At 59.2% G+C, this 23,336-nt stretch carries 19 protein-coding genes and 3 pseudogenes; 11 read left to right on the forward strand and 11 right to left on the reverse strand.

Annotated elements, in window-relative coordinates; all coding sequences use genetic code 11:
• Positions 1-516: alpha/beta fold hydrolase (locus EDE05_RS16685; RefSeq protein WP_134102137.1), on the reverse strand; the 516-nt coding region annotated here is incomplete at its 3' end.
• Between the two features lie 900 nt (positions 517-1,416).
• Between EDE05_RS16685 and EDE05_RS16695 the strand changes: the two genes are divergently transcribed.
• Both EDE05_RS16695 and EDE05_RS16700 read left to right on the forward strand, forming a co-directional pair.
• Complete coding sequence (locus EDE05_RS16695) at positions 1,417-3,285, forward strand: ABC transporter ATP-binding protein/permease (RefSeq protein WP_105374748.1); 1,869 nt, start codon at positions 1,417-1,419, stop codon at positions 3,283-3,285.
• Positions 3,286-3,417: 132 nt separating this feature from the next.
• Positions 3,418-3,675 (forward strand): annotated as a pseudogene (locus tag EDE05_RS16700) (ABC transporter ATP-binding protein); the annotation flags it as partial.
• 6 nt (positions 3,676-3,681) lie between these two features.
• Here EDE05_RS16700 and EDE05_RS16705 read toward each other — a convergent pair.
• Positions 3,682-5,235, reverse strand: coding sequence for an MFS transporter (locus EDE05_RS16705; RefSeq protein ID WP_105374747.1), 1,554 nt, complete (start codon positions 5,233-5,235; stop codon positions 3,682-3,684).
• A 300-nt stretch (positions 5,236-5,535) separates the two neighbouring features.
• On the opposite strand from EDE05_RS16705, the pseudogene EDE05_RS16715 reads away from it, so the two are divergent.
• Together EDE05_RS16715 and EDE05_RS16720 are read left to right on the forward strand one after the other, a co-directional pair.
• A pseudogene (locus EDE05_RS16715) lies at positions 5,536-6,350 on the forward strand (helix-turn-helix domain-containing protein).
• Positions 6,351-6,374: 24 nt separating this feature from the next.
• Positions 6,375-6,605 carry a hypothetical protein gene (locus EDE05_RS16720; protein WP_134101964.1) on the forward strand — a complete coding sequence of 77 codons (231 nt, stop codon included), beginning with the start codon at positions 6,375-6,377 and terminating at the stop codon, positions 6,603-6,605.
• A 49-nt stretch (positions 6,606-6,654) separates the two neighbouring features.
• Here the strand turns inward: EDE05_RS16720 and EDE05_RS16725 are convergent, their stop codons facing one another.
• From EDE05_RS16725 to EDE05_RS16750, 6 genes and pseudogenes are all read right to left on the reverse strand, one after another.
• Positions 6,655-7,713: a GSU2403 family nucleotidyltransferase fold protein gene (locus EDE05_RS16725; protein WP_245519935.1), complete on the reverse strand. Its 1,059-nt coding sequence runs from the start codon at positions 7,711-7,713 to the stop codon at positions 6,655-6,657.
• Positions 7,714-7,995: 282 nt separating this feature from the next.
• Positions 7,996-8,493 carry a GNAT family N-acetyltransferase gene (locus tag EDE05_RS16730; RefSeq protein ID WP_112796898.1) on the reverse strand — a complete coding sequence of 166 codons (498 nt, stop codon included), beginning with the start codon at positions 8,491-8,493 and terminating at the stop codon, positions 7,996-7,998.
• Positions 8,490-8,786: a DUF1778 domain-containing protein gene (locus EDE05_RS16735; RefSeq protein WP_112345467.1), complete on the reverse strand. Its 297-nt coding sequence runs from the start codon at positions 8,784-8,786 to the stop codon at positions 8,490-8,492. The genes EDE05_RS16730 and EDE05_RS16735 overlap by 4 nt, the downstream gene beginning before the upstream one ends.
• 241 nt (positions 8,787-9,027) lie before the next feature.
• A complete protein-coding gene (locus EDE05_RS16740; RefSeq protein ID WP_112796896.1) occupies positions 9,028-9,402 on the reverse strand; it encodes a VOC family protein in 375 nt (124 codons plus the stop codon).
• Positions 9,403-9,447: 45 nt separating this feature from the next.
• Positions 9,448-9,963: pseudogene (locus EDE05_RS27500) on the reverse strand (AraC family transcriptional regulator); the annotation flags it as partial.
• Between the two features lie 76 nt (positions 9,964-10,039).
• Positions 10,040-10,399, reverse strand: a complete 360-nt coding sequence (locus tag EDE05_RS16750; protein WP_157949115.1) for a DUF5623 domain-containing protein — start codon at positions 10,397-10,399, stop codon at positions 10,040-10,042.
• 862 nt (positions 10,400-11,261) lie between these two features.
• Between EDE05_RS16750 and nanR the strand changes: the two genes are divergently transcribed.
• The 7 genes from nanR to EDE05_RS16785 are packed head-to-tail and all read left to right on the forward strand — an operon-like array spanning position 11,262 to position 17,486.
• Entirely contained in the window at positions 11,262-11,951 is a 690-nt protein-coding gene (gene nanR / locus EDE05_RS16755; RefSeq protein WP_280952551.1) for a transcriptional regulator NanR, read from the forward strand.
• Between the two features lie 27 nt (positions 11,952-11,978).
• Positions 11,979-12,953 carry a sialic acid TRAP transporter substrate-binding protein SiaP gene (locus EDE05_RS16760; RefSeq protein ID WP_112796892.1) on the forward strand — a complete coding sequence of 325 codons (975 nt, stop codon included), beginning with the start codon at positions 11,979-11,981 and terminating at the stop codon, positions 12,951-12,953.
• 57 nt (positions 12,954-13,010) lie between these two features.
• Complete coding sequence (locus EDE05_RS16765; RefSeq protein ID WP_105374738.1) at positions 13,011-13,556, forward strand: TRAP transporter small permease; 546 nt, start codon at positions 13,011-13,013, stop codon at positions 13,554-13,556.
• Positions 13,556-14,827 carry a TRAP transporter large permease gene (locus tag EDE05_RS16770; RefSeq protein ID WP_105374737.1) on the forward strand — a complete coding sequence of 424 codons (1,272 nt, stop codon included), beginning with the start codon at positions 13,556-13,558 and terminating at the stop codon, positions 14,825-14,827. The genes EDE05_RS16765 and EDE05_RS16770 overlap by 1 nt, the downstream gene beginning before the upstream one ends.
• 43 nt (positions 14,828-14,870) lie before the next feature.
• Positions 14,871-15,761, forward strand: a complete 891-nt coding sequence (locus EDE05_RS16775; protein ID WP_112796890.1) for an N-acetylneuraminate lyase — start codon at positions 14,871-14,873, stop codon at positions 15,759-15,761.
• The gene (locus EDE05_RS16780) at positions 15,754-16,560 is read left to right on the forward strand and encodes an SDR family oxidoreductase (RefSeq protein ID WP_105374735.1); all 807 of its coding nucleotides are present in this window, start codon (positions 15,754-15,756) and stop codon (positions 16,558-16,560) included. The genes EDE05_RS16775 and EDE05_RS16780 overlap by 8 nt, the downstream gene beginning before the upstream one ends.
• Entirely contained in the window at positions 16,551-17,486 is a 936-nt protein-coding gene (locus EDE05_RS16785; RefSeq protein WP_162712234.1) for a dihydrodipicolinate synthase family protein, read from the forward strand. The genes EDE05_RS16780 and EDE05_RS16785 overlap by 10 nt, the downstream gene beginning before the upstream one ends.
• Before the next feature lie 148 nt (positions 17,487-17,634).
• On the opposite strand, the gene EDE05_RS16790 is transcribed toward EDE05_RS16785, so the two are convergent.
• From EDE05_RS16790 to EDE05_RS16800, 3 genes are read right to left on the reverse strand one after another with little or no spacing between them, the layout of a single operon-like run.
• Positions 17,635-20,892 carry an error-prone DNA polymerase gene (locus tag EDE05_RS16790; RefSeq protein WP_112796887.1) on the reverse strand — a complete coding sequence of 1,086 codons (3,258 nt, stop codon included), beginning with the start codon at positions 20,890-20,892 and terminating at the stop codon, positions 17,635-17,637.
• On the reverse strand, positions 20,889-22,406 hold the full coding sequence (locus tag EDE05_RS16795; protein WP_112796882.1) for a DNA polymerase Y family protein: 1,518 nt from the start codon (positions 22,404-22,406) through the stop codon (positions 20,889-20,891). Before EDE05_RS16795 ends, EDE05_RS16790 begins: the two co-directional genes overlap by 4 nt.
• Positions 22,321-23,079, reverse strand: a complete 759-nt coding sequence (locus EDE05_RS16800; protein WP_112796878.1) for an ImuA family protein — start codon at positions 23,077-23,079, stop codon at positions 22,321-22,323. The genes EDE05_RS16795 and EDE05_RS16800 overlap by 86 nt, the downstream gene beginning before the upstream one ends.
• Between the last annotated feature and the right edge of the window lie 257 nt (positions 23,080-23,336).

Genomic DNA, 23,336 nt, shown 5'->3' on the forward strand with positions numbered 1-23,336 from the left:
GACATTCATATTCTCGGATACTACGGCCGCCAGCGATGTACTTACAAAGGCCTTGGCCTTCTCCGTGACGCGTACCGGAACATCATGTGCTCCGTAAGCCGTCGCCATGAGGTGGATAATCCCGGTCCATGCAAGGCTCGACGCGATCTGCATAGCTTCGTTGATGTAGTCCGGCGGTGTGTTCGCTACCTCCGCGAACCGAGCGACCTGATCCGGATGCGAGGCATCGACGAACACCAAGCCCGCGACTTCATCACCAAATTTGCGGGTGTAGGCCATGCTGTAAGGCCCACCGATCGAATGGCCGGCCAGAACGAAAGGTCCCTTCTCTCCTGCCGCGGTCAGGACGGCCCGAAGATCCTCTGCCACGGCATCGGCGTGCTGCGGCGTGAACTTCGGCTCGCTCCACATAATTCCGGCGCGATCATAGGCACAAGCGCGAGTAAGGCGTGCGACGCTGTCTTGTACCTTTGCCCACGAAAGCGTCCCATATGTCGGGCGACGCGCCGGCGTCAGCTAGGCTCCCATCTGAGCAATAAGGCCCTGCCTGAGGCCAGATCCTGACCCTGCTTCCTGGCGCAGCAATCTCGGCGGCACATGAACCGGGCGCTTCGAACAGATTGGAATCCGAGCTATTCGTGCGGACCTTTTGGTTCCATTCACTGAAGCCTGGTTTGCGCGATGAACTCTTGTTCCTGCAGGAGCTCGCGTGATCGATCGGCTGGCAGCGCATCTTCGGCGAGATTTTCCTCAAATGAGGGGCCATTCCGCTCCGGAACCTCAAGTATATGCGTGCCTTTGCTGAGGCATTCCCGACGAGGAGATTATGCAACAGCTTGCTGCACAATTGCCCTGGGGCCATAGCGTGCGGTTTTGCCTCTGATCCGACCGCCCTTGATCAGGCAGATGGACGTCAACCGCGCAGCAGGTCCTTCAGAACTTGCGAGAACATCTAAGCGGAAACATCTTCAGATACCCCTGCGGTCGTCAACGAAGTGAATCGTCTTCAAGCCGGACGAACCGGCGACATTCGCTTTAACGGGGAAATCTCGCACCTCTTTCTCAGGCGCTCCTGGCGCCAGCCGCGAGGATAATTCGCGCATGGATGGTTTGGTCGTCGTTCTCGACGTTTGGACCTTGGTGGTGAACGCTCTGCTGCTGCCGACGGAAATAGTCCTCGCGATGGATACAGCGTCGGCTGGACTTGGCGTTTTGCCGACAAGGGGTTGGGAGACCCCAGATTGGGAGCAGGCCTCCGCTTCAGGTGATGTATTCGCCCTCCTTCACCTGCCTTTGCACAGCGAGGGACAGCATGTGGTCAAATTTGCCGCCATCGGACATAGGTCCGACGGAGGAACTTTTTTCTCGCCAAGATCTTGGTATTCCAAACTTCGGGCACCTTCGGGAGAACTCTTTATGGATGAACAACTTGCTCCTGAGGACGCTGAACGTGTTCGTAAAAGCTACCTTTTGAAGCGCTTTTGGATCAGCGCTCGCGGCTTCTGGGGCATGAATGGTGACCGGCTCGCTTGGTTATGCACAGTCGCCATCCTGGCGCTGATCGGCATCAACGTAGGTTTCCAATACGCGACGAATGTGTGGAACCGTGAAATCTTCGACGCAATCGAGCAGCGTAACGCGCCCACGGTCTATGACTTGGCGACAATATTTCCGCTCCTGGTCTTGGGAGCCGTTGCTGTCGTGACGAGCCAGGTCTTCGTCCGCATGATGGTCCAACGGCGCTGGCGTTCGTGGCTGACTAAAACGTTGATCGCCCGCTGGCTGGATCATGGACGCTACTACCAACTCAACCTCATTGATGGCGATCATCAGAACCCGGAGGCACGCATCTCCGAAGACATGCGCATAGCGACCGAGTCGCCGGTGGACTTTGTCTCCGGCGTCCTGGCTGCATTTCTGTCCGCGTCGACATTCATCCTAGTGCTCTGGAATATCGGCGGTGCTCTTAGTCTTACGATCGGCGGAGGCACTATAACCATACCGGGGTTCCTTGTGTTCGCGTCTTTCCTTTACGCCGTCATAGCATCAGGCTCGATCGCCTTGATCGCCCGCAACTTCGTGAAAGTTTCAGAAGTGAAGAACCAAGTTGAAGCCGAGTTTCGCTACGCGTTGACCCGCGTGCGCGAGAACGGCGAAAGCATCGCACTGTTGGGTGGTGAAGAAGAGGAGCGCGACGGGCTTCAACGCGTGTTCGGGCATGTGCGGCATCAATGGCGGCTACTCTCACATCAGTACATGCGCACCACACTCGTCTCCCATGGGTCACTCTTGATTGCGCCTGTTGTGCCGCTTCTGCTGTGCGCGCCGAAATTCCTGGCCGGACAGATGTCCCTCGGCGAGGTGATGCAAGCAGCATCTGCATTTACGATCGTCCAGACGGCTTTTGGCTGGCTCGTCGACAACTATCCTCGGCTTGCAGATTGGAATGCTTGCGCGCGGCGCGTCGCCTCCTTGATGGTGTCGCTTGATGGTCTGGAACGGGCGGAGCAGACCGAGACGGTTGGCCGAATCAAGCGCGGCGAAACGGATGGCGATGTGGTGCTCAGTCTCAACAACCTTTCCGTTTCCCTCGGCGATGGTACCGCAGTCGTCAAAGAAACGAAGGTCGATATCGAGGCCGGGGAGCGGGTGCTGGTGGCGGGAGAGTCTGGATCGGGCAAGAGCACTCTGGTCCGAGCAATCGCTGGTCTTTGGCCTTGGGGAGATGGCGGCGTCCAGTTCCGCTCCGGCAGTAGCGTCTTCATGCTTCCGCAAAAACCTTATGTACCGTCAGGAACACTGCGTCGTGCAGTGGCCTATCCGCATTCAGCGAGAGATTGGACCGCCCAGGAGCTACAGTCAGCCCTGACCAAGGTCGGGTTGGGCAAGATAAGCGACCAAATCGAGGAAGAAGCACCTTGGGATCACACCCTATCCGGAGGTGAGAAGCAGCGCTTGGCATTCGCCCGTCTTCTTTTGGACAGACCGGACATCGTGATCATGGACGAGGCAACCTCTGCTCTGGACGAGAAAAGCCAAGATCAGATTATGCAGATGCTGACCGAGGAGATGCCGAAGGTGACGATTGTCAGTGTCGGCCACCGCGCGGAACTGGAAGCATTTCACAGCCGGAAGATCACGCTGGAGCGGCGCGAAGGTGGCGCACGTTTGGTGAGCGATGTCGATCTACCATCCAAGCCAACGAGGCCGAACATACTGTCTCGGCTGGCACAACGCGCGATTAGGCGGAACGAATTCAAGGAGAAGCGTGAGGTTCGCAGCTAAGGTTCCTGCCCAGGATCGACCGCCAGTTGTACGTTTCTCGCCGCCAAAAGCAGATCTGATCTAAAGCCACAACCTCTTCGTCCCGGGCATCGTAAACTTAACGTTACGAGACAAGCTGAGATGCTGGGATGTTTGGTCCGCGTTCCCGAAATCCGGATTCTCGATGAGGCCACGAATGCCATGGACGGCTTGTCCCAGGCATCGATCGTAGAGACCTCGAAATCAAGAGCCGGACGCCGCGCCACAATCGTTATCAGTCATCACTACAGCACCATTTCCTTCTGTGACGAGGTCGTCATTGGCGGCGCCGGCCGCGTCCGCAATCAGACGCCGTTTGCCGAAATTGCCTCCTTGAGGATGGAACAGCTCTACGAACATGAGACGCCTTGACTCGGCTCAATGAGCAGATACGACCGCCTTCTCGTCGATATTTGCGCGGGCGTAGATCTTTCGGGCGGAGGCGGCGAGAACGAGCAGCGTCACCGCCGCGAGCAGGCAGCAGCTCGCGAATCCCGTCGAAAAGGATTGACGGGCAGCTTCAAGCCAGGCCGGCACGAGGTTCCCTTCAAGCGCCCTCGCAGTTTCGACCGCACCGCCGAGCGTTGTCCGCACGGCCGCCGTCTGAGCGGGATCGAGCCCGTCGATATTCACCGCATCCATCAGCACGCGATAGATCAAGGTGCCCAGGCTGCCGAGCAATGCAATGCCGAGCGCGCCTCCAAATTCGGCGCTGGTTTCCGAAATAGCCGAGGCGGAGCCGGACCTTTCGGGCGGAGCGGCTCCCACGATCAGGCCGGTCGTCGTCAGCACGACCGGCACGAAGCCGACCGCGATCACCATGGTTGAACCTAGAACCCCGAAAAGACTCTCGGAATAAGCGGCAACCGACATCAGGAACATGCCTGCAGCGTTGATTACCAGGCCAAGTAGTACGGTGCGGACCGGGCCGAAACGGTTGGTGAAACGATAGGCCTGCAGAGACATGACGGTGAAGACGATCGAGGACGGGACCGACCAAAGAGCCGCTTCGAGGGGTGTGAGGCCAAGCACGAATTGAAGGAACAGGTTCTGGTAGAGAAAGACGCCGAAGACGAAGAACATCCCCGCGAGATTCACCAGAAGCGAGGCTGTGAAAGAGGGTAGCGCAAAGAGCTTCAGCTCGATCAAGGGATCTGGAAGGGTTTTCTGACGGTTCACGAACAGCCAGCCGACAGCAAGTCCGGCGGCGATCGGCAGCAGATAGCGAAGATCGAAACCGTCTGCCGCCATGTGCTTGAAACCGTAGATGATCGGCAGCACGGTGGCGAGCGACAGCAGCACGCTCAGGAGGTCGAGTTTGGCGCCGTCGGGGCTTTTGTATTCCGGCAGCAGGATCGGTGCTACGACCAGCAGGATGAGCATCACCGGGATGTTGATGAGAAACACTGCGCCCCAGTGGAAATATTGCAGCAGAAAACCGCCCAGAAGCGGCCCGATCAGGCCACCGAGCGCAAACGCCGTGCCCCAGATGCCGATGGCGCGGTTGCGCTCCGCTTCGTTCTTGAAGAGGTTGACGATCAGCGACAGTGTCGAGGGCGCGATCGTCGCTCCGGCGATACCGAGAAGCGCCCGCGACGCGATGAGTTGCTGCGCGCTGGTGGAAAAAGCTGCCAGCGCCGAGGCGACACCGAAGGCGGCTGCACCGATCAGCAGCACGCGGCGACGGCCGATCCGATCCCCCAGCGTGCCCATCGTAACCAGGAAGCCGGCGACCATGAAACCGTAGATATCGTTGATCCAGAGCAGTTCGGAGGCCGATGGGTCCAGGTCGGCGACGATCGCGGGAATGGCGAGGAACAGGATGGAAAGATCCATCGAATAGATGAGGCAGGCAATCGACAGCACGCAGGCGCCGATCCACTCCCTGCGGCCGGCGAGATTCAGGCTCGCATTGCCACTCTCGATACGCATGGAACTCCTCCTATCGCGGCGCGCAATGTGACGCGCCGGAGGAGGAATGGCAACCGACGTCGCGATGCCTTCTGACATCATCTGGCGACTGGTTAGGCGGCAGATGTCCGACTGGACACTCCGATGTCCACAATCTGAGAGGAACAACCCAGACCTTTTCCGCGATCTCGCTAACTGTCAGCGACGAATTGTACTTCGTTGTTATTCGCATTGTGTAGTCAAATTATACAATTGGGCCGACTCTCTTGGACGCGTGGTGCAGTCTCCATAGAAATCGGCGCATCAAACGAGGAGGCTTCGGTGAAAAGCGGCAAAAACGGGCTCATTGACGATCTTAAGCGTCCAATTCTGACGATGGAGCTGGATCCCTATCAAGACTTGGACGAAGTCGGCCTGAGTGAACGCTATGGCCTTTCCCGTACACCTGTACGGGAAATAAAAGCAGCCGCCAAATAGGTCCCCTTGATAGGTTTCTGCACAGGAACTTTCATACTCGCTGAAGCCGGTCTGATGAAAAATCACCAGACTTGCGTGAGCTGGCTTCACTATCCTGCTTTTCGCGAGCGCGTCCCTGATCACGAAGTGCGAGCCGACCGGATATTCAACCTCGATCGCAACAGGGGATCCTGCGCCGGAGGCAGCAGCTCGGCAGACATGGCCGCGTCGATCGTCAGACGTCAAATCAGCAAAGAGGTGGAGAGAAACGCGCTGGACGTGCTGCAGATTCACAAGGCGCGTTCAGCTCTCGATATACAGCCGCGCAGGCCCCTTTCAATCGAATGTGACGATCCGCGGCTCAGGGCCGTTCTCATCATGATGGAAAACCACATCGACAGCATGATCCACTTGACGACCTGGCGGCATCGGTCGGCCTGTCGCGAGGGCAACTGGAGCGTCTCTTTGCAAAGAATGCGATGAGTTCTCCAGGACACGTCTACACCCGCCTCCGTCTGGAGTGGGCAAGGCAGCTGCTGATCCAGACAAAGGCTCCCCTGATCGAAATCGCCATGGAAATCGGCTTCGAAAATGCCTCGCATTTCGGAAAGCTGTTTCGGAAAACTTACGGCCAGACGCCGGCTCAGCTGCGGGCGGCAAGCACCAATGTTGGCCATTAGCGAGAAGAGCGGTGAATGTGTTGAGTGAAGACGCCCACCTTCTTCGCCTCGAACGGGTATGAACCGTTGCTTCCTTTAAGTTCACAGCGTCCTATTGATTTCATTTGTTTTTCGGGTGGGCCTGATGTCGTGCAACAGCGCTGTCGTCGCTTTTTCCCGCAGGACACGGCAGCATTGGTCTCCAAGATTTTAAACCAGGCTGAAAATCAGCATGAAGAGCTGTTTCCGACAAAGGTTAGGCCGAGCGCAACCTGATGAAAATGAGTATTGTCATAGGGCCTTCCTTTTCAAGCGGGCCTGACCTTTATCTCTTGAGAGAGCCAACCATTCGATTGATAGCGCCCCAATATTCCTTGTGCATGGTTTCGGCTGCTTCCGAGATCGCCAGCTTCCAAGCAGGTCCGCGATCCCATGCCTCTTCCAGAGCGTCAGCCAGTGATGGCCCATGGCCCGTGACCGGCAAGGCGTCGAATAGTATTCCTGCCTGTCTAAGGTCTTTATCTCGTTTGGCCTGGCCGCCGGCGTCATTTGGGCGGCGACCGGCAATGATAAGCTTGTGCACCGCGTACCTGCAGGGATCAGGGATAATAACTGAGATACCGGCACCATGTAGCAAGATCGAACGAACGGGATCGCGGATCAAGAAATCCATGAATCTCAGCAGTTCGGCTGACGCGCCGCCGAGAGCGGGCATGTTGGCGGGTTTGTCCGAATATTCTTCGGCTCCCCTGTTTGTCGTCATGAACTCGATCCTGTAACCGCTCTGATTCCGGAAGGCATGAGATCGAGAGCTGCCGCTGAGATGCGGCACGGCGCGGAACGTTGGATCAAGGCCTTTTAGGAGATCGAGGATCGGCGGCAGCGAATCCGCCACCTCGGCGGAGATCGCGAAATCCTGGGCTATGTCTGCATCACCTGTTAGGATCGCCGCCGAGGGCAGACGGATGCCAAGATATGCCGAGTAGCATTGAAAAGCGACGGTGCCGATGAGAACACCTCGCAGCCGGAAGAGGCCGGCCTTGGAAAGCGCCTGTACGATGTCGCCGGTAAAGCGATCAGCGGCAATCAAACCGGCTTCGCGCGTTAGCGTGGAAACGAACTTCCGGCGAGCCTTATAATCTGACTTCTCACCCTTGAAGGTTTCGACCCGTTCCGAAATTAAGGGATCGTCGGCAGGTCCGACATACCGGCGCTTCTGCCCACCCTGACCGTCCGGTTGATCGAAATACCAATAACGCCGACCATCGACTGCCACCGGCACGAATCTACCTGATGGGGGAAAATCTTCCGCCCAATCATCATCAAATGCCCGTTGCTGGAGTTCCGCGACCATGGTGCGGAACATGAGATCAATCTGCTTAATGACGGCATCCTCTATATTGCTTTCACAAATCTAGTATAGTTGCGATCACCACGCAAGCTTTGCGACTTTGCCCAGGGGTCGCTGCCCGCCTCCGCTCCGCCAATGCAAGGCACAACCCAACGCGATCCTAGATATACTACTTTTTCAAATATAGTATAGCTCGCTATCGAGATACCCCGCCTTGAAGGGATTAGAACTCGCGGCCCTCATTTAATTTCGGGACCCTTCTGCCGAAAATTCAGCGAGATGGATTGCATCAACCGAAATTTTGAGGAGTTCCGCCTAAGGGTTCAGCGCGTTATTGAGGTCATGCAATCCGACCATCAGCATCATGGGGTCGGCAGGAGAAGACAGGAAGCCGACGGCCTCGTAGAAGGCTCGTGCGTCATCTGAAATCGCATGAACGAGCATACCTCGAATGCCAAGTACTTCCGCGGCATTGAGCAGGCGCAGGCCCGCGTCGCGCACCAATGCCCTGCCGATACCGCGCCCTTGGTAGGATCGATCAATGGCGAGGCGACCAAGCACAGCGACCGGAATTGGATCAGGCATATTGCGCCGAAAACGGCCAGGCGCTTCCGGCTGTTTGACGGCGCCGGAAGCGAGCGCGTAATAGGCGATGACGCGGCTCTCCTCGCACACGACGAAGGTCCGCGATGCGCCGCTCGTTTGATTAGAACGGGCGCGACGTCGCAGCCAGTCGTCCAGTTCAATGACTCCAGAATGGAACTCGGCCAGCTCATGATGATCCGCCAGGGGTGCCGGTGCGCTGAGGGTCACGCCTCATCCCACGGTGCTTTGGTCGACATGGTGCGTGCTAAACGCTCATTGGGCTGCGTGGGTGCATCGAGCCGGGCAAGGTATTCAGCATAGATTTCCGCGCTTACCGTGAAGACAGTGCGGTCGAGCAGCACTTCCTCGGCTCGGCGCTCGGAAGCTTCCAACATAAAATCCGTTCGCGTCTTACCAAGCAACTCAGCGGCGCGATCGATCAAGTTGCGGGTGGCGGGCTTGATGCGCATATTCAGCGGTACGCTTGCATCCGAGCTTTTACTCGTGTGTGAGGTCGGCATGGCAAACTCCTGTTTGCACCTATATAGCGTAACGACAATATCTTTACAAGATTCCCGTAAAGACATCGTCGTTACACCGTGCGCGTATTCGTGATCCGCGGCATTAGCTCATAGAAGCTCTTTGATAGGATACGAACCGGCGACCTTCTGCTCGCACACGTTCCGTACGGCAAATGTCTTTTGTGGCTCAGGCATGTAGGCTGCTGCGCGGGCTGCCCATCATCTATACGGCGCGTCTATTTCATTTCGTTGGATGAGACCGCGCGCTCAGCTTGTTTCCATCCGGGTCGCGAAGATATGCCACAAAGGCCCCATTTGAACGCTCCGTAGGGGGACTCTCAATCGCCGTGCCACCATGCGCGGTACCAGCGGCATGCCATGCGAGAACATGGTCGCGGCTCTCCGCGGCGATACCTATCGTGCCTCCATTGGCTGCGGTCGCTGGTTTGCCATCGATCGGTGTTGTGATCATGAGCCGGCCCCCCTCATGGACGTAGATCAGGCGGCCTCTCGCATCCATCTCGCCGGGATTGCCTCCCAATGCAGCGAATGTGGCGTCGTAAAAGCGTCTGGAACGCTCCAGGTCATTGCTGCCGATCATGATGTGGGTGAACATGCTTCCTCTTCAATCGGTTGCTTCTGTCGATGCACTCACTCACGTTCAACGCTCGAATTTCCGCAAATATTGCGCTGGCGATGTACCGAGTGCTTTCTTGAACATTGTAATAAACGCGGAAACGGATTCATACCCGAGATCACCCGAAACCTGCTGCACCGTCACCCCAGCCGCGAGGCATCGGATGGCAATGATCAATTGCAACTGCTGACGCCAACGGCCGAAGGTCAGGCCGGTTTCCTGCTGAACGAGACGCGCAAGGGAGTTCTCGCTCATGGCCACGCGCCTGGCCCATTGTGCCATGGTGCTGCGGTCAGACGGATCTTCCACCAGCGCAGAAGCGATACGGTTCAATCTTGCCTCGGATGTCAGCGGTAAATGCAGATCCTCCACCGGCATCCGTGACAAGGCCGACAGAAGCAGGGTTGTCATCGTCTCCCCATAAGCAGCCGCTACCTCGGATTGGTCAGCCATCTCAATGATGAGCTCTCTGACAAGCGGAGACAGCGAAAGCGTGCTGCATCGATCTGGCAGATCGGCAGCGTCCGGCTCAACCAGGATCCCTCCATGCTACTGAAGGGATCCCGGCATTAGGCGAGCGGTAATGTACCCATGCAATCCACCGCCGCGATAACACTCAAGCGCCAGAGCGTGTCATGTTGTTTGTCAGCGAAACGGACATGTCGATGCGATGGAGCTGGCGGCGAAGCGGCGCGCAGTCGGGATAGCCCGACTTCAGCTTCTGCTTCAAGTCTGCAAGCATCGCCACAACCTCGTCGGGTGATTTCGCCATATCCCGATATGGGAAATCCGCCTCGACGTCGGTATAGTAGACCTCAAAAAGCTCGGGACCTTCCAGCTCTCCTCGGCCGATCTCGAGGCCCATCCAATCCTCTAACGTCGAGCGCAACGAATTCAGTCGCCGGTATGCTCCGTAGGGCCGGTGCTTTGAACGGACCTCCTTGATGTTCCGCCCAGCCTCGACGTGCCCCCGCAACCCCCGGCTCGCCGGCGGGGCGAGGCTGAGACCCGCCTAAACTATAGCTGTACGGAACGGTTGTAGCGCTGGGAGAGGATAAATAGTGCCCTGGCACCTGGCGCGGCGCACGTCTTGAGGGCTTTTCGCCAGCGGACTTATGAAATATCCCAAGAATCCGAAGATTCTCCCGGCCAGTTCGATTCAACAAGCGGCGCAGGCATGGCTTCGATCTTAGCGACAAGTCCATCAAGATTACATCCTGAGCGCCCATCTGTCGCGACATGGAGCTCGCAACTATACGGGCTGTACATACCCGGCCAGGAAGTTTTCACAACTCGCCACCCCGTTCGAGTCGCCCACGCAGCACGCGCCGCTTCATCTGGTGCTCGAGCGTACGGCTCGTCGATCAGAATGAACTGTCCAATCGCGGGATCGACCCAGAGGGTCGCGGGATCGCTGCTCGGCAGTTCATCATCGATCGAGCCGTTTGGGTAAGCTTTTCGAGAATCGCGCGACGGCAGAAGACCTGTATTCTCCATGAAGCTAAGTGAGCGTTCGGCAGAGCAGAGCAGTCCGCGTCGTAGCTCTGCGATGGGTCAACCATGTCACACACGAAATGATCGTCGGCAACCTGTCGAAGCCCTCCAAAGCCACGAACCTTCTTGAGTCCGGATTTCCCGCATACTTCTAGGAGAGGCTTTGAAAGTTCGATTCTGAGGGTTTCGCGAACGCTTTACCATTGCTTCTTATCCAGCCAATATCTGGTCAACAGCACATATGTGTTGATTAATCAACAACCTGACGGGATGGCCTAAAGACACTGAAGCAAAACACTTGACGGGCGCTGGTATAATACCTTAAAAGCTTGACCACGATGAAGATGCCAGCCAGACGCAAACTGTCGGATGAAATCCGGATGCGGATCGAGGAGATGATCCGTGACGAGGTCTATCCCGTTGGGACCACGCTCCCGTCGGAGCGAGAAATGATGGAAATGTTCGACGTGGGTCGGCCGTCCATTCGAGAGGCCTTGTTCGCGCTGGAGCGCATGGGCCTGGTCAAGATCAAGACCGGCGAAAAAGCGAAGGTCACGCGGCCCACTCCAAAGGACCTGCTGTCGTCTCTGTCAGGCGTGGCCAACCTGCTGCTTGAGCAGCCGCATGGCGTAGAGCATTTCGAGCAGGCCCGTCTTTTTATGGAAACGAGCCTTGCGCGACATGCAGCCGAGCACGCGACAGATCTGCAAATCGGGACGCTTCGCGAGGCGCTGGAGAGGAACCGTGATGCGATACCGAAGGCCCGTCTGTTCGCGATCACGGACGTCGCTTTTCATCGCATTCTCACTGAGATTCCCGGCAATCCAATCTTCGTCGCGATGCATGACGCACTGGTCGATTGGCTGATCAACCAGCGACGTCTCCCGTCCGACCCTGATGTATCGAACAAGCGCAGCTACGAGGGCCACGCGGCGATATTCCACGCCATTGAGGCTCGCGATCCCAATGCGGCCGCGCACGCCATGAAGGTACACTTAGAGAACGCTCAGAGGAAGTTCAAACCAGCAAATTAACTTGGATACCTGAGGAGGAGGAAAAGAATGAGACTGACATTTTCGTGCATAGCAATGGCAGGTCTATTGGTGGCCGGCGCAGCTACGGCCCAGGAGAGCCGTGTCCTGAAGCTTGGCATGCAAGGCACCGCCGGCGACCCACAGTATCAAGGAGTCATGGCGGCTGCCAAGCAGATCGAGGAGAAGACCGGCGGCAAGCTGAAGGTGGAAGTCTTCCCAAATTCCCAACTCGGCAGTTTCACGGAAATGATGGAGCAGGTCACACTCGGCGAGCTCGACTTCACGCTCAATCCCTTCGGTGGCATGGATCCTTGGGTCGCTCGTGCGGGCGTTGCCAGCGCCGCCTATGTTGTAAAAGACTTCAGTCACCTGCAAGCCATTCTGGCCTCCGACTGGGGCAAGGCCGTGCTTGAGGAAATGAAGACGAACAACAAGTGGCACACGATCGACTCGTGGTATTTTGGCACCCGCCAGACGACCTCTAAAAAGCCAATCTCCAAGGTTGAAGACCTGAAGGGCATGAAGTTGCGCGTCCCGAACTCCGCGCCGCTGCTTGCTTGGGCCAAAGCCATGGGGGCAAGCCCCACTCCAGTCGCCTTCGCCGAGGTGTATCTGGCGCTGCAGACCAATCAGGTTGACGGCCAGGAAAACCCCCTTCCCATCATCGACGCGATGAAGTTCATGGAGGTGCAGTCGCACATCTCCCTGACCAATCACCTCGTGCAGGATCAACTCATCCTGATGTCCGAGGAGACATGGGAAGAACTCAGTGACGCTGACAAGCAAATCGTCACCGACGCCTTCAAGGCTGGCGGCGACGTCAACAACAAGATCGTCACGGACAAGGAGACCGCCCTCCTCGCCCAGTTCGAGAAAAACGGAGCGACCGTCGTCAAGCCTGACCTCGAAGCCTTCAGGGCTGCGATGAAACCCGTTTATGACGAACTAGACGGCAAGTTCGGCGCCGGCACCGTGCAGTCGCTGGCAGGTCTGGCCAAGTAGAAATGCCCGTTCCCCGGGGCGAATGAGGCGCCCGGGGACGACCGGCGGAGATTCCCAATGTCCAAGCTAACGCCCGGGCAAACCTCGCCCGTTCCCCATAGCCTTGCCCGTTTTGAAGAGTCTATCGGCGCAATCCTGCTGGTGCTGGTTTTCGGTTCAATCGCGCTACAGATCGTCACCCGTTTCATCTTCCGCGATCCGCTTTTCTGGACGGAGGAAGCCGCGCGCTACCTGTTCGTGTGGCTTGTCGCCATTGGTTCGGCAGAATGCGTCCGCAATCGCTCGCACATCGCCATGGACGTCTTTACCACGCTGCTGCCTCCACGCCCCCGGCTGATCCTGTCGATCGTACTGAACACTGCGATCGTCGCAGCCCTGCTGTTCCTCTGCTGGTATGGCTTTTTCGGCACGTTGCGGGCTCATCGGGTGATGTCGGTTGCCGTCGGCGTTCAGGAATCCCTCCTGTACGGCGCGCTGCCAGTGGGAGCCGCACTGATGGCGATCCGTATGGTCGCGGTCATCATCGGCGACGTCATCGTGCTGACGACACCCCACAAGATCGCCGATGACGATTTGCCTCCGGCAAATGAAAGGTATCTGTAATGGTCTCCCTTTTCGGCGGCTGGTTCGCCCTTCTCTTAGCCGGCATGCCAGTTGGCTTCACGCTGATCGTGGCGTCGCTTGCCTTCATGCTTTACGATGGGCAGGGGTTGAACTTCGCGGCCCAGCGCATGGTTGCCGGCCTCAACAGCTTTCCGCTACTGGCCATCCCCTTCTTTATCCTGACGGCGCAGTTGATGAATACATCAGGGGTAACTGACCGCATCTTTGGCTTCGCCAAGGCGCTGGTCGGACACGTCGCCGGTGGTCTGGCGCATGTGAACATCCTGGCGAGCCTGATGTTTTCCGGCATGTCCGGCTCGGCAGTCGCCGATGCAGCCGGTCTTGGCCAGCTGGAAATTCGGGCTATGCGCAATGCCGGTTACGACCAGAGATTTGCCGGATCGATCACGGCGGCTTCCGCCATCATCGGTCCGCTCGTGCCGCCGTCCATCCCGCTCGTCGTCTATGGCGTCATCGCTAATACCTCGATCGGCGGACTTTTTCTGGGTGGAATTGTGCCTGGCTTGATGTGCACCGCGGCACTGATGATCATGGTCTACATACTGGCCCGCCTGCGCAACTATCCTCGGGAGCAGAAGGCGACGGTTCGGCAGATGGGGCGGAGCTTCCTTTCAGCAATCGTTCCGCTGATGACGCCCATCATCATCATTGGCGGCATTTTCGTCGGCATCTTCTCGCCGACCGAAGCGGCCGTGGTCGCGGCTATTTATGCACTGTTCCTTGGTACGGTTGTTTATCGCGAACTGACCTGGTCGAAGCTCGTCGTGGTGCTGCGCGAAACTGTCAATCACACCGCGGCGGTCGGCCTGCTGATGATGGGTGTTTCCCTGTTCGGCTATGTGATCGCCCGCCACCAGGTGCCGCAGCAGGTGGCGGCCTTCTTTCTCGATTTCTCCGATAGCCCGCTCACCTTCCTCATCATCGTCAACCTCATGCTGCTGGCGTTGGGGACCTTCATTGAGGCGCTCGCGATCCTGCTGCTCATTGTGCCGGTCCTGGTGCCGGCTGCCGTCAGCTACGGCATCGACCCCGTCCATTTCGGCGTACTGGTGGTGATGAACCTGATGATCGGCATCCTAACGCCGCCCATGGGCGTCGCGCTCTTCGTGGTCTCGAAGGTCGCAAACATTCCATTCGGCAGCTTGGCGGTCGGTATCATCCCGTTCCTGATACCGCTGCTCGTGGTGCTGGCGCTCATCACCTTCTTCCCCGCACTCGTCACGTTCGTCCCGAGCCTCGTCATGGGTTGACGCCCTGCGCTCGCCCGATTTCAATCAATCCAAATGGTGCACAATGACCAATCTCGAAGGCATCTTTTCCGCCCTGCTCACACCCTTCAAGGATGACGAAACAATAGATCGCGCCGCGATCGGTCCTTTCGTGGACTTTCAGGTGCGGCAGAAGATCCAGGGGACCTACGTCGGTGGTAGCTCGGGCGAGGCTATGCTGCAATCGCTGCAGGAGCGTTCAAATGCGCTCGAATGGACGGCCGATGCCGCGGCCGGTCGCCTAGCGCTGATCGCCCATGTTGGGGCGATCGCCACAGCCGATACAATCGAGCTCGCCAGGGTGGCAAACACGAACGGCTATAACGCAGTTTCTGCCATTACCCCTTATTACTACGGCTTTTCCCGCGAAGAGGTAATGGAGCACTACCGGGCACTGGCCGATGCCTCGGCCCTGCCGCTGATCATCTACAACTTCCCGGCCCGCACCGCGGGATTTTCCACCGAGGAACTGTCCAACCTGCTCGGCCATGGCAACATCATCGGAATCAAGCACACGTCGAGCGATATGTTTCAGCTGGAAAGGCTGCGCCAGACGAACCCGGACGCGCTGATCTACAACGGCTATGACGAAATGTGTCTTGCCGGCCTTGCGAGCGGTGCGCGGGGAGCGATCGGCACGACCTACAATTTCATGGGCGATCTGTTTGTGGCGCTGCAGGCCCATGTTCTGGCGGGCCAGATCGAGGATGCCCGTACGCTGCAGCGTGTGGCCAACGACATCATCGACGTCCTGATAGCGGTCGGTGTTATGCCCGGATCGAAGGCGGCCCTTGACGTTATGGGCGTGCCTATCGGCCCATCGCGGCGGCCGTTCCGCAAGCTCCACGACGCAGACCGGGCACGGCTGGAGGAATCCCTTCAGCCCCTCCTTTCCTGGCGGGCCGCCAATGCATGAGGACGTCGAACGGCTCTTTGACCTCTCCGGCCGCACCGCCCTGGTGACAGGCGGCAGCAGCAACCTTGGATGGGCGGCGTCGGGTATTCTTGCTGCTGCGGGAGCCTCTGTTGCCATATCCTCCCGCAGCCTTGCCCGCGCCGAGAAGGCAGCGGAACGTCTCGCGAGCAGGTACGGAGGCGAGAGCCTGGCACTGGAGATAGATCACAGCCACCCCGCGTCAATTGAATCGGCGCGGGACAGGCTGCTGTCGTGGCGCGGCAGCCTCGACATCCTGGTCAACAATGCCGGCGGCGGCTCCGGCAGCTCCATCGCGCGCCTGTTCGAACGCGATCCGAAGGATATGCGCACGATGCTGGAATCGAACCTGCTCGGCCCGCTGCTCTGCTGCCAGGTCTTCGCCGAGCCGATGGTCGATCGGGGACGGGGAAAAATTATCAATCTTGGCTCGATCGCCGGCATCGTCGGCCGGGATCGTCGAGTGTATGAAGATACGGACATGCTGGGACAGCCGGTGGACTATGCGGCGGCCAAGGGCGGGATCATCGCCATGACGCGTGACCTCGCAGGCTATCTCGGTCCGATGGGGGTCAACGTCAACGCGATCTCGCCAGGCGGGTTCGAGCGCGGCCAACACGCGAAATTTGTCGCCGGCTATCGGGATCTCACGCCCCTCGGCCGCATGGGCCGCGAGCCTGACGACCTGACGGGCGCGGTCCTATTCCTCGCCTCGGCGGGATCAGATTACGTGCACGGCCACAACCTTGTCGTCGATGGCGGCTTTTCGGTATGGAAATGACGAACGGTATCCTGCCGAAGGGGATCTGGGGAACGGTCCTGCTGCCGGTCGATGGCCGGGGCGAAATCGATTTCGGAGCGCTTCGCGAAGAGATAGCAATACTCTGCGCCTCCGGGCTCGACGGCATCTACAGCAACGGCACGGCAGGCGAGTTCCACAATCAGACCGAGGCAGAGTACGAGAAGATCGTCACGATCGTCGCGGAGGGAGCGAGAGGCGCTGGCTGCCCTTTCCAGGTCGGCGTCAGCCACACCAATCCGAGAATTGCGAGGGATCGCCTGCGACGGCTTACCCCGCTCGCACCGAGCGGCGTGCAATTTATTCTTCCCGATTGGTGGACACCTTCCGATCCCGAGATAGTCCATTTCGCGGACGGTATGCAGGACGCTGCGGCTGGAGTACCGCTTATCCTCTACAATCCGCCCCACGCGAAGCGAAAGCTGACGCTCGACGAGATCGCGAACTTGAGAAAACGCATGCCGAACCTGGTCGGCACCAAGCTGGCCGGCGGCGACGAGGCCTGGTACCGCGAACGCCGGGCGCTCCTACCCGACTTTTCCGTGTTCGTGCCGGGCCACACCGTGGCGTTCGGCCGCCCGCGCGGCGCGGATGGCGCCTATTCCAACGTTGCCTGCCTCAGTCCAAGAGGGGCATTGCTGCATTGGCAGCTTGCCGAAGAAGACCCGGAACGTGCAACTGAGCTCGAAAAACGGATCGTCAGCTTCATGCAGCAGTGGATCATTCCGCTGATCAGCTCGCACGGTCTTTCCAACATCGCACTGGACAAGATGATGGCGGCGATAGGCGGCTGGGGACCAGTGTCGGAGAGACTGCTGTGGCCTTATATATCAGCGCCGACCGAAGCACTGAACGAAGCTCGTGAGCATTACAATAAAATGCTGCCGGAGTTTGCCCCTCTGTTTTGATGTAACCCGCGGCGGCGGCTTGGGCTTGCTCCAATGCAAGGCGTACGACCTGCCGTCTCTGCGTGCAAACGCACGGAGGAGTCCACTTTGTTCGTGACCGGAATCGAACTTACGGTCCCACAGAGGCTACCTTTAGTCGGCAGCAAAGCTAATGAAAATTCCTGGCCTTCACCTTGAGCGTATCGATATGCAGGTCGGGAATGTAGATATCGCGCGTCTTCACGGCGCGCTCACGTGAATCCGCACCGCCTGGCGAGCCATGGGCGAACTCGTCGCCGCGGCCGGTCGGGAGCTTGAACGCTTCGTCACGATCAGCAAGCCCGGAAAGATCGCCCGAGAGATCGAAGAGCTGCTGGGCGATGAGATGGACCACCTCGCCTTCCCTCTGGATCCGGCCGTTGATCGCCATCATGCTCGATCCGAGCACGATCCGCCGACGCCGCTCGAATAGCTTCGGCCAGACCACGACATTGGCCGGCCCGGTCTCGTCCTCGATGGTCAGGAACATGACGCCCTTCGCGGACCCCGGTTTTTGTCGAACAAGGACGAGGCCTGCCGTCATCAGCCAGCGGCCGTCACGCGCGTACATCGCTTCTTCGCAGGTGACGATGCCGCGGGCGGAAAGATCCTTGCGTAGGAAGGCGATCGGATGCTGGCGCAGCGTCAGACCGGTGTGGCTATAGTCCTGGATCACGTTGTGCCCCTCGGTCATCTGCCGGAGCTCCACCTCCGGCTCCTGCTGTTCGGCGATCGCCCTCTGCTCGCGCTCGGCCGCAGCGGAGAAGAGCGGCAACGGTTCGTCGCGGAGCGCTTTAATCGCCCAGAGCGCGTCGCGCCGCGGCAGATTCAGAGACGGCAAAAAGGCGTCGGCCTCGGCAAGGTCGACCAGGGTTGCTGCTGGAACCGCGGAGCGACGCCACATGTCGTCGACACTTTCGAAAGCCTGATCCATGCGCGCGGCAACGATCTTCGCGGCGTCGATGGCGGAAAGCCCGCGGACCAGACGCATGCCGAGCCGCACCGCGTGGCGATCGGTTCCATCGATGGCCTCGAGCGTGCAGTCCCACCGTGAGCGGTTGACGCAGACCGGCCGGATTTCCACACCGTGTTTTCGGGCGTCGCCGACGATCTGGGCGACCGCGTAGAACCCCATAGGCTGGCTGTTGATCAGGGCCGCGCAGAAGGCGTCGGGGTAGTGGCATTTCACATAGCTGGAGGCATAGGCGATAAGGGCAAAGCTGGCGGCATGGCTTTCCGGAAAGCCGTAGGATCCGAAGCCCTCGAGTTGCGAAAACGTCTTTTCCGCGAACTCCGGTGAATAACCGTTCCTGATCATGCCAGAGACCAGCTTATCCTTGAACTTCGACACGCCGCCGGTGAACTTGAAGGTTGCCATCGACTTGCGCAGCTGATCGGCCTCGCCACCTGTAAACCCGGCACAGACCATCGCCACCCGCATGGCGGACTCCTGAAACAACGGCACACCGAGAGTCTTGCCAAGCACGGCTTCAAGTTCGGGCGTCGGATATTCGACCGGTTCCTTGCCCTCGCGCCGGCGCAAATAGGGATGGACCATATCGCCCTGGATCGGTCCCGGCCGGACGATCGCCACCTGAATGACCAAATCGTAGTAGGTGCGCGGCTTCAACCGGGGCAGCATCGCCATCTGCGCCCGACTCTCGATCTGAAACGTGCCGAGCGTGTCCGCCTTGCGGATCATCGCGTAGGTTGCCGGATCCTCCTGTCTGATGTTTGCCAAGTCTAGATCGTCACTCTTGTGCTCTTTGATCAGAGCGAAAGCCTTCGACATGCAGGTGAGCATCCCGAGTGCCAGCACATCTACCTTCATGAATTTCAACGCTTCGACGTCGTCCTTGTCCCACTCGATCACCTGCCTGTCGGCCATGCTTGCCGGCTCGATCGGAACGAGGTCATCGAGACGATCGTGGGTCAGTACAAAGCCACCCGGATGCTGGCCGAGGTGCCGCGGTGCCCCCATCAATTGCTGGGCGAGCTTCAACGTGAGAACGAGCCGGCGATCCTTCGGATTAAGGTTGAGTTCACGCAGATTTCGTTCGCCGACCATCTCGGCCGACCAGGACCACATGCCCGACGACAGCGCCTTGATCATGTCTTCCGGCAATCCGAGTGCCTTGCCGACGTCACGGATCGCGCCCTTGGCGCGGTAGCGCGTCACGGTCGCGCAAAGCGCGGCTTTTTGATGCGTATAGGTCCTATAGATCCATTGGATGACTTCCTCGCGCCGCTCGTGCTCGAAGTCGACATCGATATCGGGCGGCTCGTCCCGCTCCTGGCTAACGAAGCGCTCGAACAGGAGGTCGTTCGTTTCAGGATCGATCGAGGTGATGCCGAGGATATAACAGACGGCGGAGTTTGCGGCCGAGCCCCTCCCCTGGCAGAGAATGCCTTGCGACCGCGCATAACGAACAATGGAAAACACGGTCAGGAAGTAGGGCGCATATTTCATGGTGCGGATGAGATCGAGTTCGTGCAGCACGGTCTTCCGGACTTTCTCAGGCAATCCCTCTGGATAGCGCTGCGGCACGCATTCCCAGACATAATGCTCGAGGGACTGCTGAGCGTCCTTGCCCGGCACGATCGCCTCCTCAGGGTATTGATAGGTCAGTTCCTCGAGCGAGAACTTGCAACGGTCAACGATCTCCATCGTCCGGGCAAGCGCCTCTGGATAGCGCGGAAACAGGCGTGCCATTTCCTCTGGCGGCTTCAGGTAGCGGTCGGCGTGCCGTTCGCGTTCGAACCCGACGTCGTCGATCGTCGTGCCGGTGCGAATGCAGGTGACGACATCCTGGAGCTGACGGCGAGACGGCTCATGGAATAGCACGTCATTGGTGACGACCGTCCTGACCTTGAAGCGCGCGGCCATGTTCGACAGCTCATGCAGCCGCATCTGGTCGTTGGGTCGTCGCCGGAGCGATAGCGCAATGTAGGCACGATCGCCAAAGATCCCAGCCATCTTTCTGAGCTGCACGGCACACGTCTCATCCGCAAAGTCGGGAACGAGCACGCCAATGAGGCCCTCGCAATAGTGTCCGACATCATCGAGCGTGAGAATGCAATTCGCCTTGCCGCCCCTGGCCTTGCCCAGCGTCAAGAGCCGCGTCATCCGCGCGTAGGCGGTGCGATCCGTAGGATAGACGAGGATCGACATGCCATCCTGTAAATCGAGACGGCAGCCGACGACCAGACGAAGACCCGTAGCACGAGAGGCTTCGAGCGCGCGAACAATGCCGGCGAGCGAATTGCGATCGACGATGCCGAGCGCCTTGATGCCGAGCAGTTTTGCCGTCGCAAACAGTTCCTCGGCCGACGAAGCGCCGCGCAGGAACGAAAAATGGGTCGTGACCTGGAGCTCGGCGTAATTCATGCGAAGATCCCGTGCAGAAACCATTTCTGCGACCCCGTCGCCGTGTCGAGACCGTCCCCACTCCGAAAAATCCAGAAGCGCTCGCCGGCGTCATCCTCGATGACAAAGTAGTCGCGCACCGCGTCGAACTCGGAACTTCGCGTCCACCACTCGCCAAAAATCCGCTCCGGGCCGTCGGCACGTTTCACGCGCCGGCGCTTGCCGCGCCAGGTGATCGAAACGGGCGGATGGTCCGGCAGCAGTGCGATCACCTCGATCGGGTCTGGACGGGCAAGAAGCCGCACCGGCCGTGGCCAATGTAAGGTCCAGGACGCACCGACCTCCTCGGCTGCGGCGGCAATCCGTGTGACGCTGCGTTCAGGTACGTCGCTTGCGACCGGCGCGACACGGTAGACGCGCTGGCCGCGGTTGCCGATCACATCGATCAGCGGCGTGATATCGACGACCTCCTCCTCGATGAGCGAGGAGGTTTTCTGTGTCTCTGTAAGCGGCTCGGCGATGACGGCGACGAGCGACAGCTTTTCAATGCCGAAGCCCGGCTCGATCTTTTCGATCCGATCCTTGAACAGCTTCGTCAGCCAGGCGACGTCGCGGGCGGGCTTTGCCGTGCCCGCGCGGATTGCCTGCATGGTGTTGTCGACCTTGTGAACGATGAGATCGGATCGGCGAACGCCAAGAGCCTTCTTCTCAAGCGCGTCGCAGAGCTCTCCGACCAGGCGTGAGACATATTTCGCGATCGTTTCGGGTGCGCCGATCGGCTCGGCGAAAGCACGGCTGACTTCGACGACATCCATCGGTCGGATTGGATCGATCGGCTCCGGCAGCCGTCCATACATCTGATCGAGACGACGGCCTATTTCAGGACCGAAGCGAAGGGCGAGCGGCGCGCGCGGCGTCGCCGCCAATTCCCCGATCGTCCGAAACCCGAGCGTCCGCAGGCTGATCACGGTTTCAGGCGAGAGCCGCAATGAAGAAAGCGGCAGCTTCTCGACAAAGCGTGACGTCTCACCGCACGGCGCGACAACCGTTTCACGACCGCTTGCCCGCGCAAGCGCATGCGCTGCACCCCAGCTGTCCGCGATCGCAACTCGCGCCGTGAGACCGCGGGCGCGGAACCGATTGACGATGCCAGATAGCATGAGTTCCTCTCCGCCCTGGAGATGATCGGCGCCTTCTGTGTCCATGACGATCCCGTCAGGTGCATCCATGGCAACGATCGGCGAATATTGCGTTAGCGCCCAAAGCGTCAGGCGCTCGAGTGCCGCAACGTCGGCGATGGGATCTGCCTCTACCACCTGCAGGCCCTGGACGATTGCCTGCGCCTTGGCCGCCGGCATGCCGACATGCAGCCCAGCCGATCTCGCCTTGGCATCGACGGCGGCAAGCCAGCGCTTGGATCCGCTCTTTTCGACGACGACGAGTGGCCGTTCAGGCGACAGTTCTCCCGTCCCATCGGCGCGTCTGATCCTCTCGATCACGAGATCCGGGAAATAGATGGATACGACCCGTGGCATCGCACGCTCCTACGATAAACTCCGCGCACTCACCTGCTTTCACACGCATCAGCTCCAGAAGCCAGCGAGGGCGGCCGACGCCCGGGACCGGAAGCTCCTCCGACGGCAAAACGCTGACCCGCCACCGCGTTGTCGATGCCGTCGGCTGCCCGAAATCCGAAGCCTCGGTCTGCCGCCGCCACCGCCGCACGACCAGCCCCATCGTCCCTGTTTTTTCCGCGACGAGCTGCAGCCGCCGCGATGCGGTCATCGGAAGCCGGACGACTTCACCGACGACAGCGCCCAGGCCGCCGAAGCTTAAGCCTTCCTCCATCGTCGCCAGCACATCTTCTTCGCGGTCGGCTTCGGCGAAGACCACGCGATCGGGATTGAGACCCGCCTGTGCAAGTGCGGGGAAAAACAGGTCGGGACGCGTCATGCACCAGAGGATCTGACCCTTCGTGCGTGCCGCAATACCCGCGACGCAAAGAGCCGCGGCTGCGCCATCGACGGTCCCCGACCCGCCGCCGGCAAACTCGTGCAGAGCACCATAGGCGAGGCCCCCGCCCGGAAGTGCGGCGTCGATCTCGGCGACCCCGAAGGCAAGACAGCCGCGTTTCCTCACCGTGGCGCTCTCAAGCGAGGCGATACGCTCGCGTAGATGGGATATGACCCATTCGCGGGCAGCAGTCATCGTTCACGAATCCTTTTCAGGTCGCGTTTAAGGATCGACATCATGTCGTTCAAACACAGATGTTCACTATCTGTTCCGACATCATAAAAGAGTCAAGCAACCCGAAATAGGAATTTTATCCGCCCTATTTGAACTTCCGACAGATTTGCGAGAGGAATCAATATCGTCGGCTGTTTTGGCCCGGCGGAAGAAATATCTGAGATATTTTGCTGCCGGCGTGCCATTGGCGCGAAGCATTTCTGTCGACTAGGATGCCG

This window comes from Neorhizobium sp. R1-B, assembly GCF_004368875.1.
GTDB classification, from domain to species: domain Bacteria; phylum Pseudomonadota; class Alphaproteobacteria; order Rhizobiales; family Rhizobiaceae; genus Neorhizobium; species Neorhizobium huautlense.

What these genes read in the sequence shown, in the direction of transcription:
- EDE05_RS16735 (WP_112345467.1), bottom strand. Translation starts at nt 8,786, where the DNA reads ATGCCGACCTCACACACGAGTAAAAGCTCGGATGCAAGCGTACCGCTG.
- EDE05_RS16760 (WP_112796892.1), top strand. Translation starts at nt 11,979, where the DNA reads ATGAGACTGACATTTTCGTGCATAGCAATGGCAGGTCTATTGGTGGCC.
- EDE05_RS16785 (WP_162712234.1), top strand. Translation starts at nt 16,551, where the DNA reads ATGGAAATGACGAACGGTATCCTGCCGAAGGGGATCTGGGGAACGGTC.
- EDE05_RS16765 (WP_105374738.1), top strand. Translation starts at nt 13,011, where the DNA reads ATGTCCAAGCTAACGCCCGGGCAAACCTCGCCCGTTCCCCATAGCCTT.
- EDE05_RS16740 (WP_112796896.1), bottom strand. Translation starts at nt 9,402, where the DNA reads ATGTTCACCCACATCATGATCGGCAGCAATGACCTGGAGCGTTCCAGA.
- EDE05_RS16705 (WP_105374747.1), bottom strand. Translation starts at nt 5,235, where the DNA reads ATGCGTATCGAGAGTGGCAATGCGAGCCTGAATCTCGCCGGCCGCAGG.
- EDE05_RS16695 (WP_105374748.1), top strand. Translation starts at nt 1,417, where the DNA reads ATGGATGAACAACTTGCTCCTGAGGACGCTGAACGTGTTCGTAAAAGC.
- EDE05_RS16795 (WP_112796882.1), bottom strand. Translation starts at nt 22,406, where the DNA reads ATGCCACGGGTCGTATCCATCTATTTCCCGGATCTCGTGATCGAGAGG.
- EDE05_RS16770 (WP_105374737.1), top strand. Translation starts at nt 13,556, where the DNA reads ATGGTCTCCCTTTTCGGCGGCTGGTTCGCCCTTCTCTTAGCCGGCATG.
- EDE05_RS16800 (WP_112796878.1), bottom strand. Translation starts at nt 23,079, where the DNA reads ATGACTGCTGCCCGCGAATGGGTCATATCCCATCTACGCGAGCGTATC.
- EDE05_RS16780 (WP_105374735.1), top strand. Translation starts at nt 15,754, where the DNA reads ATGCATGAGGACGTCGAACGGCTCTTTGACCTCTCCGGCCGCACCGCC.
- nanR (WP_280952551.1), top strand. Translation starts at nt 11,262, where the DNA reads ATGCCAGCCAGACGCAAACTGTCGGATGAAATCCGGATGCGGATCGAG.
- EDE05_RS16790 (WP_112796887.1), bottom strand. Translation starts at nt 20,892, where the DNA reads ATGAATTACGCCGAGCTCCAGGTCACGACCCATTTTTCGTTCCTGCGC.
- EDE05_RS16775 (WP_112796890.1), top strand. Translation starts at nt 14,871, where the DNA reads ATGACCAATCTCGAAGGCATCTTTTCCGCCCTGCTCACACCCTTCAAG.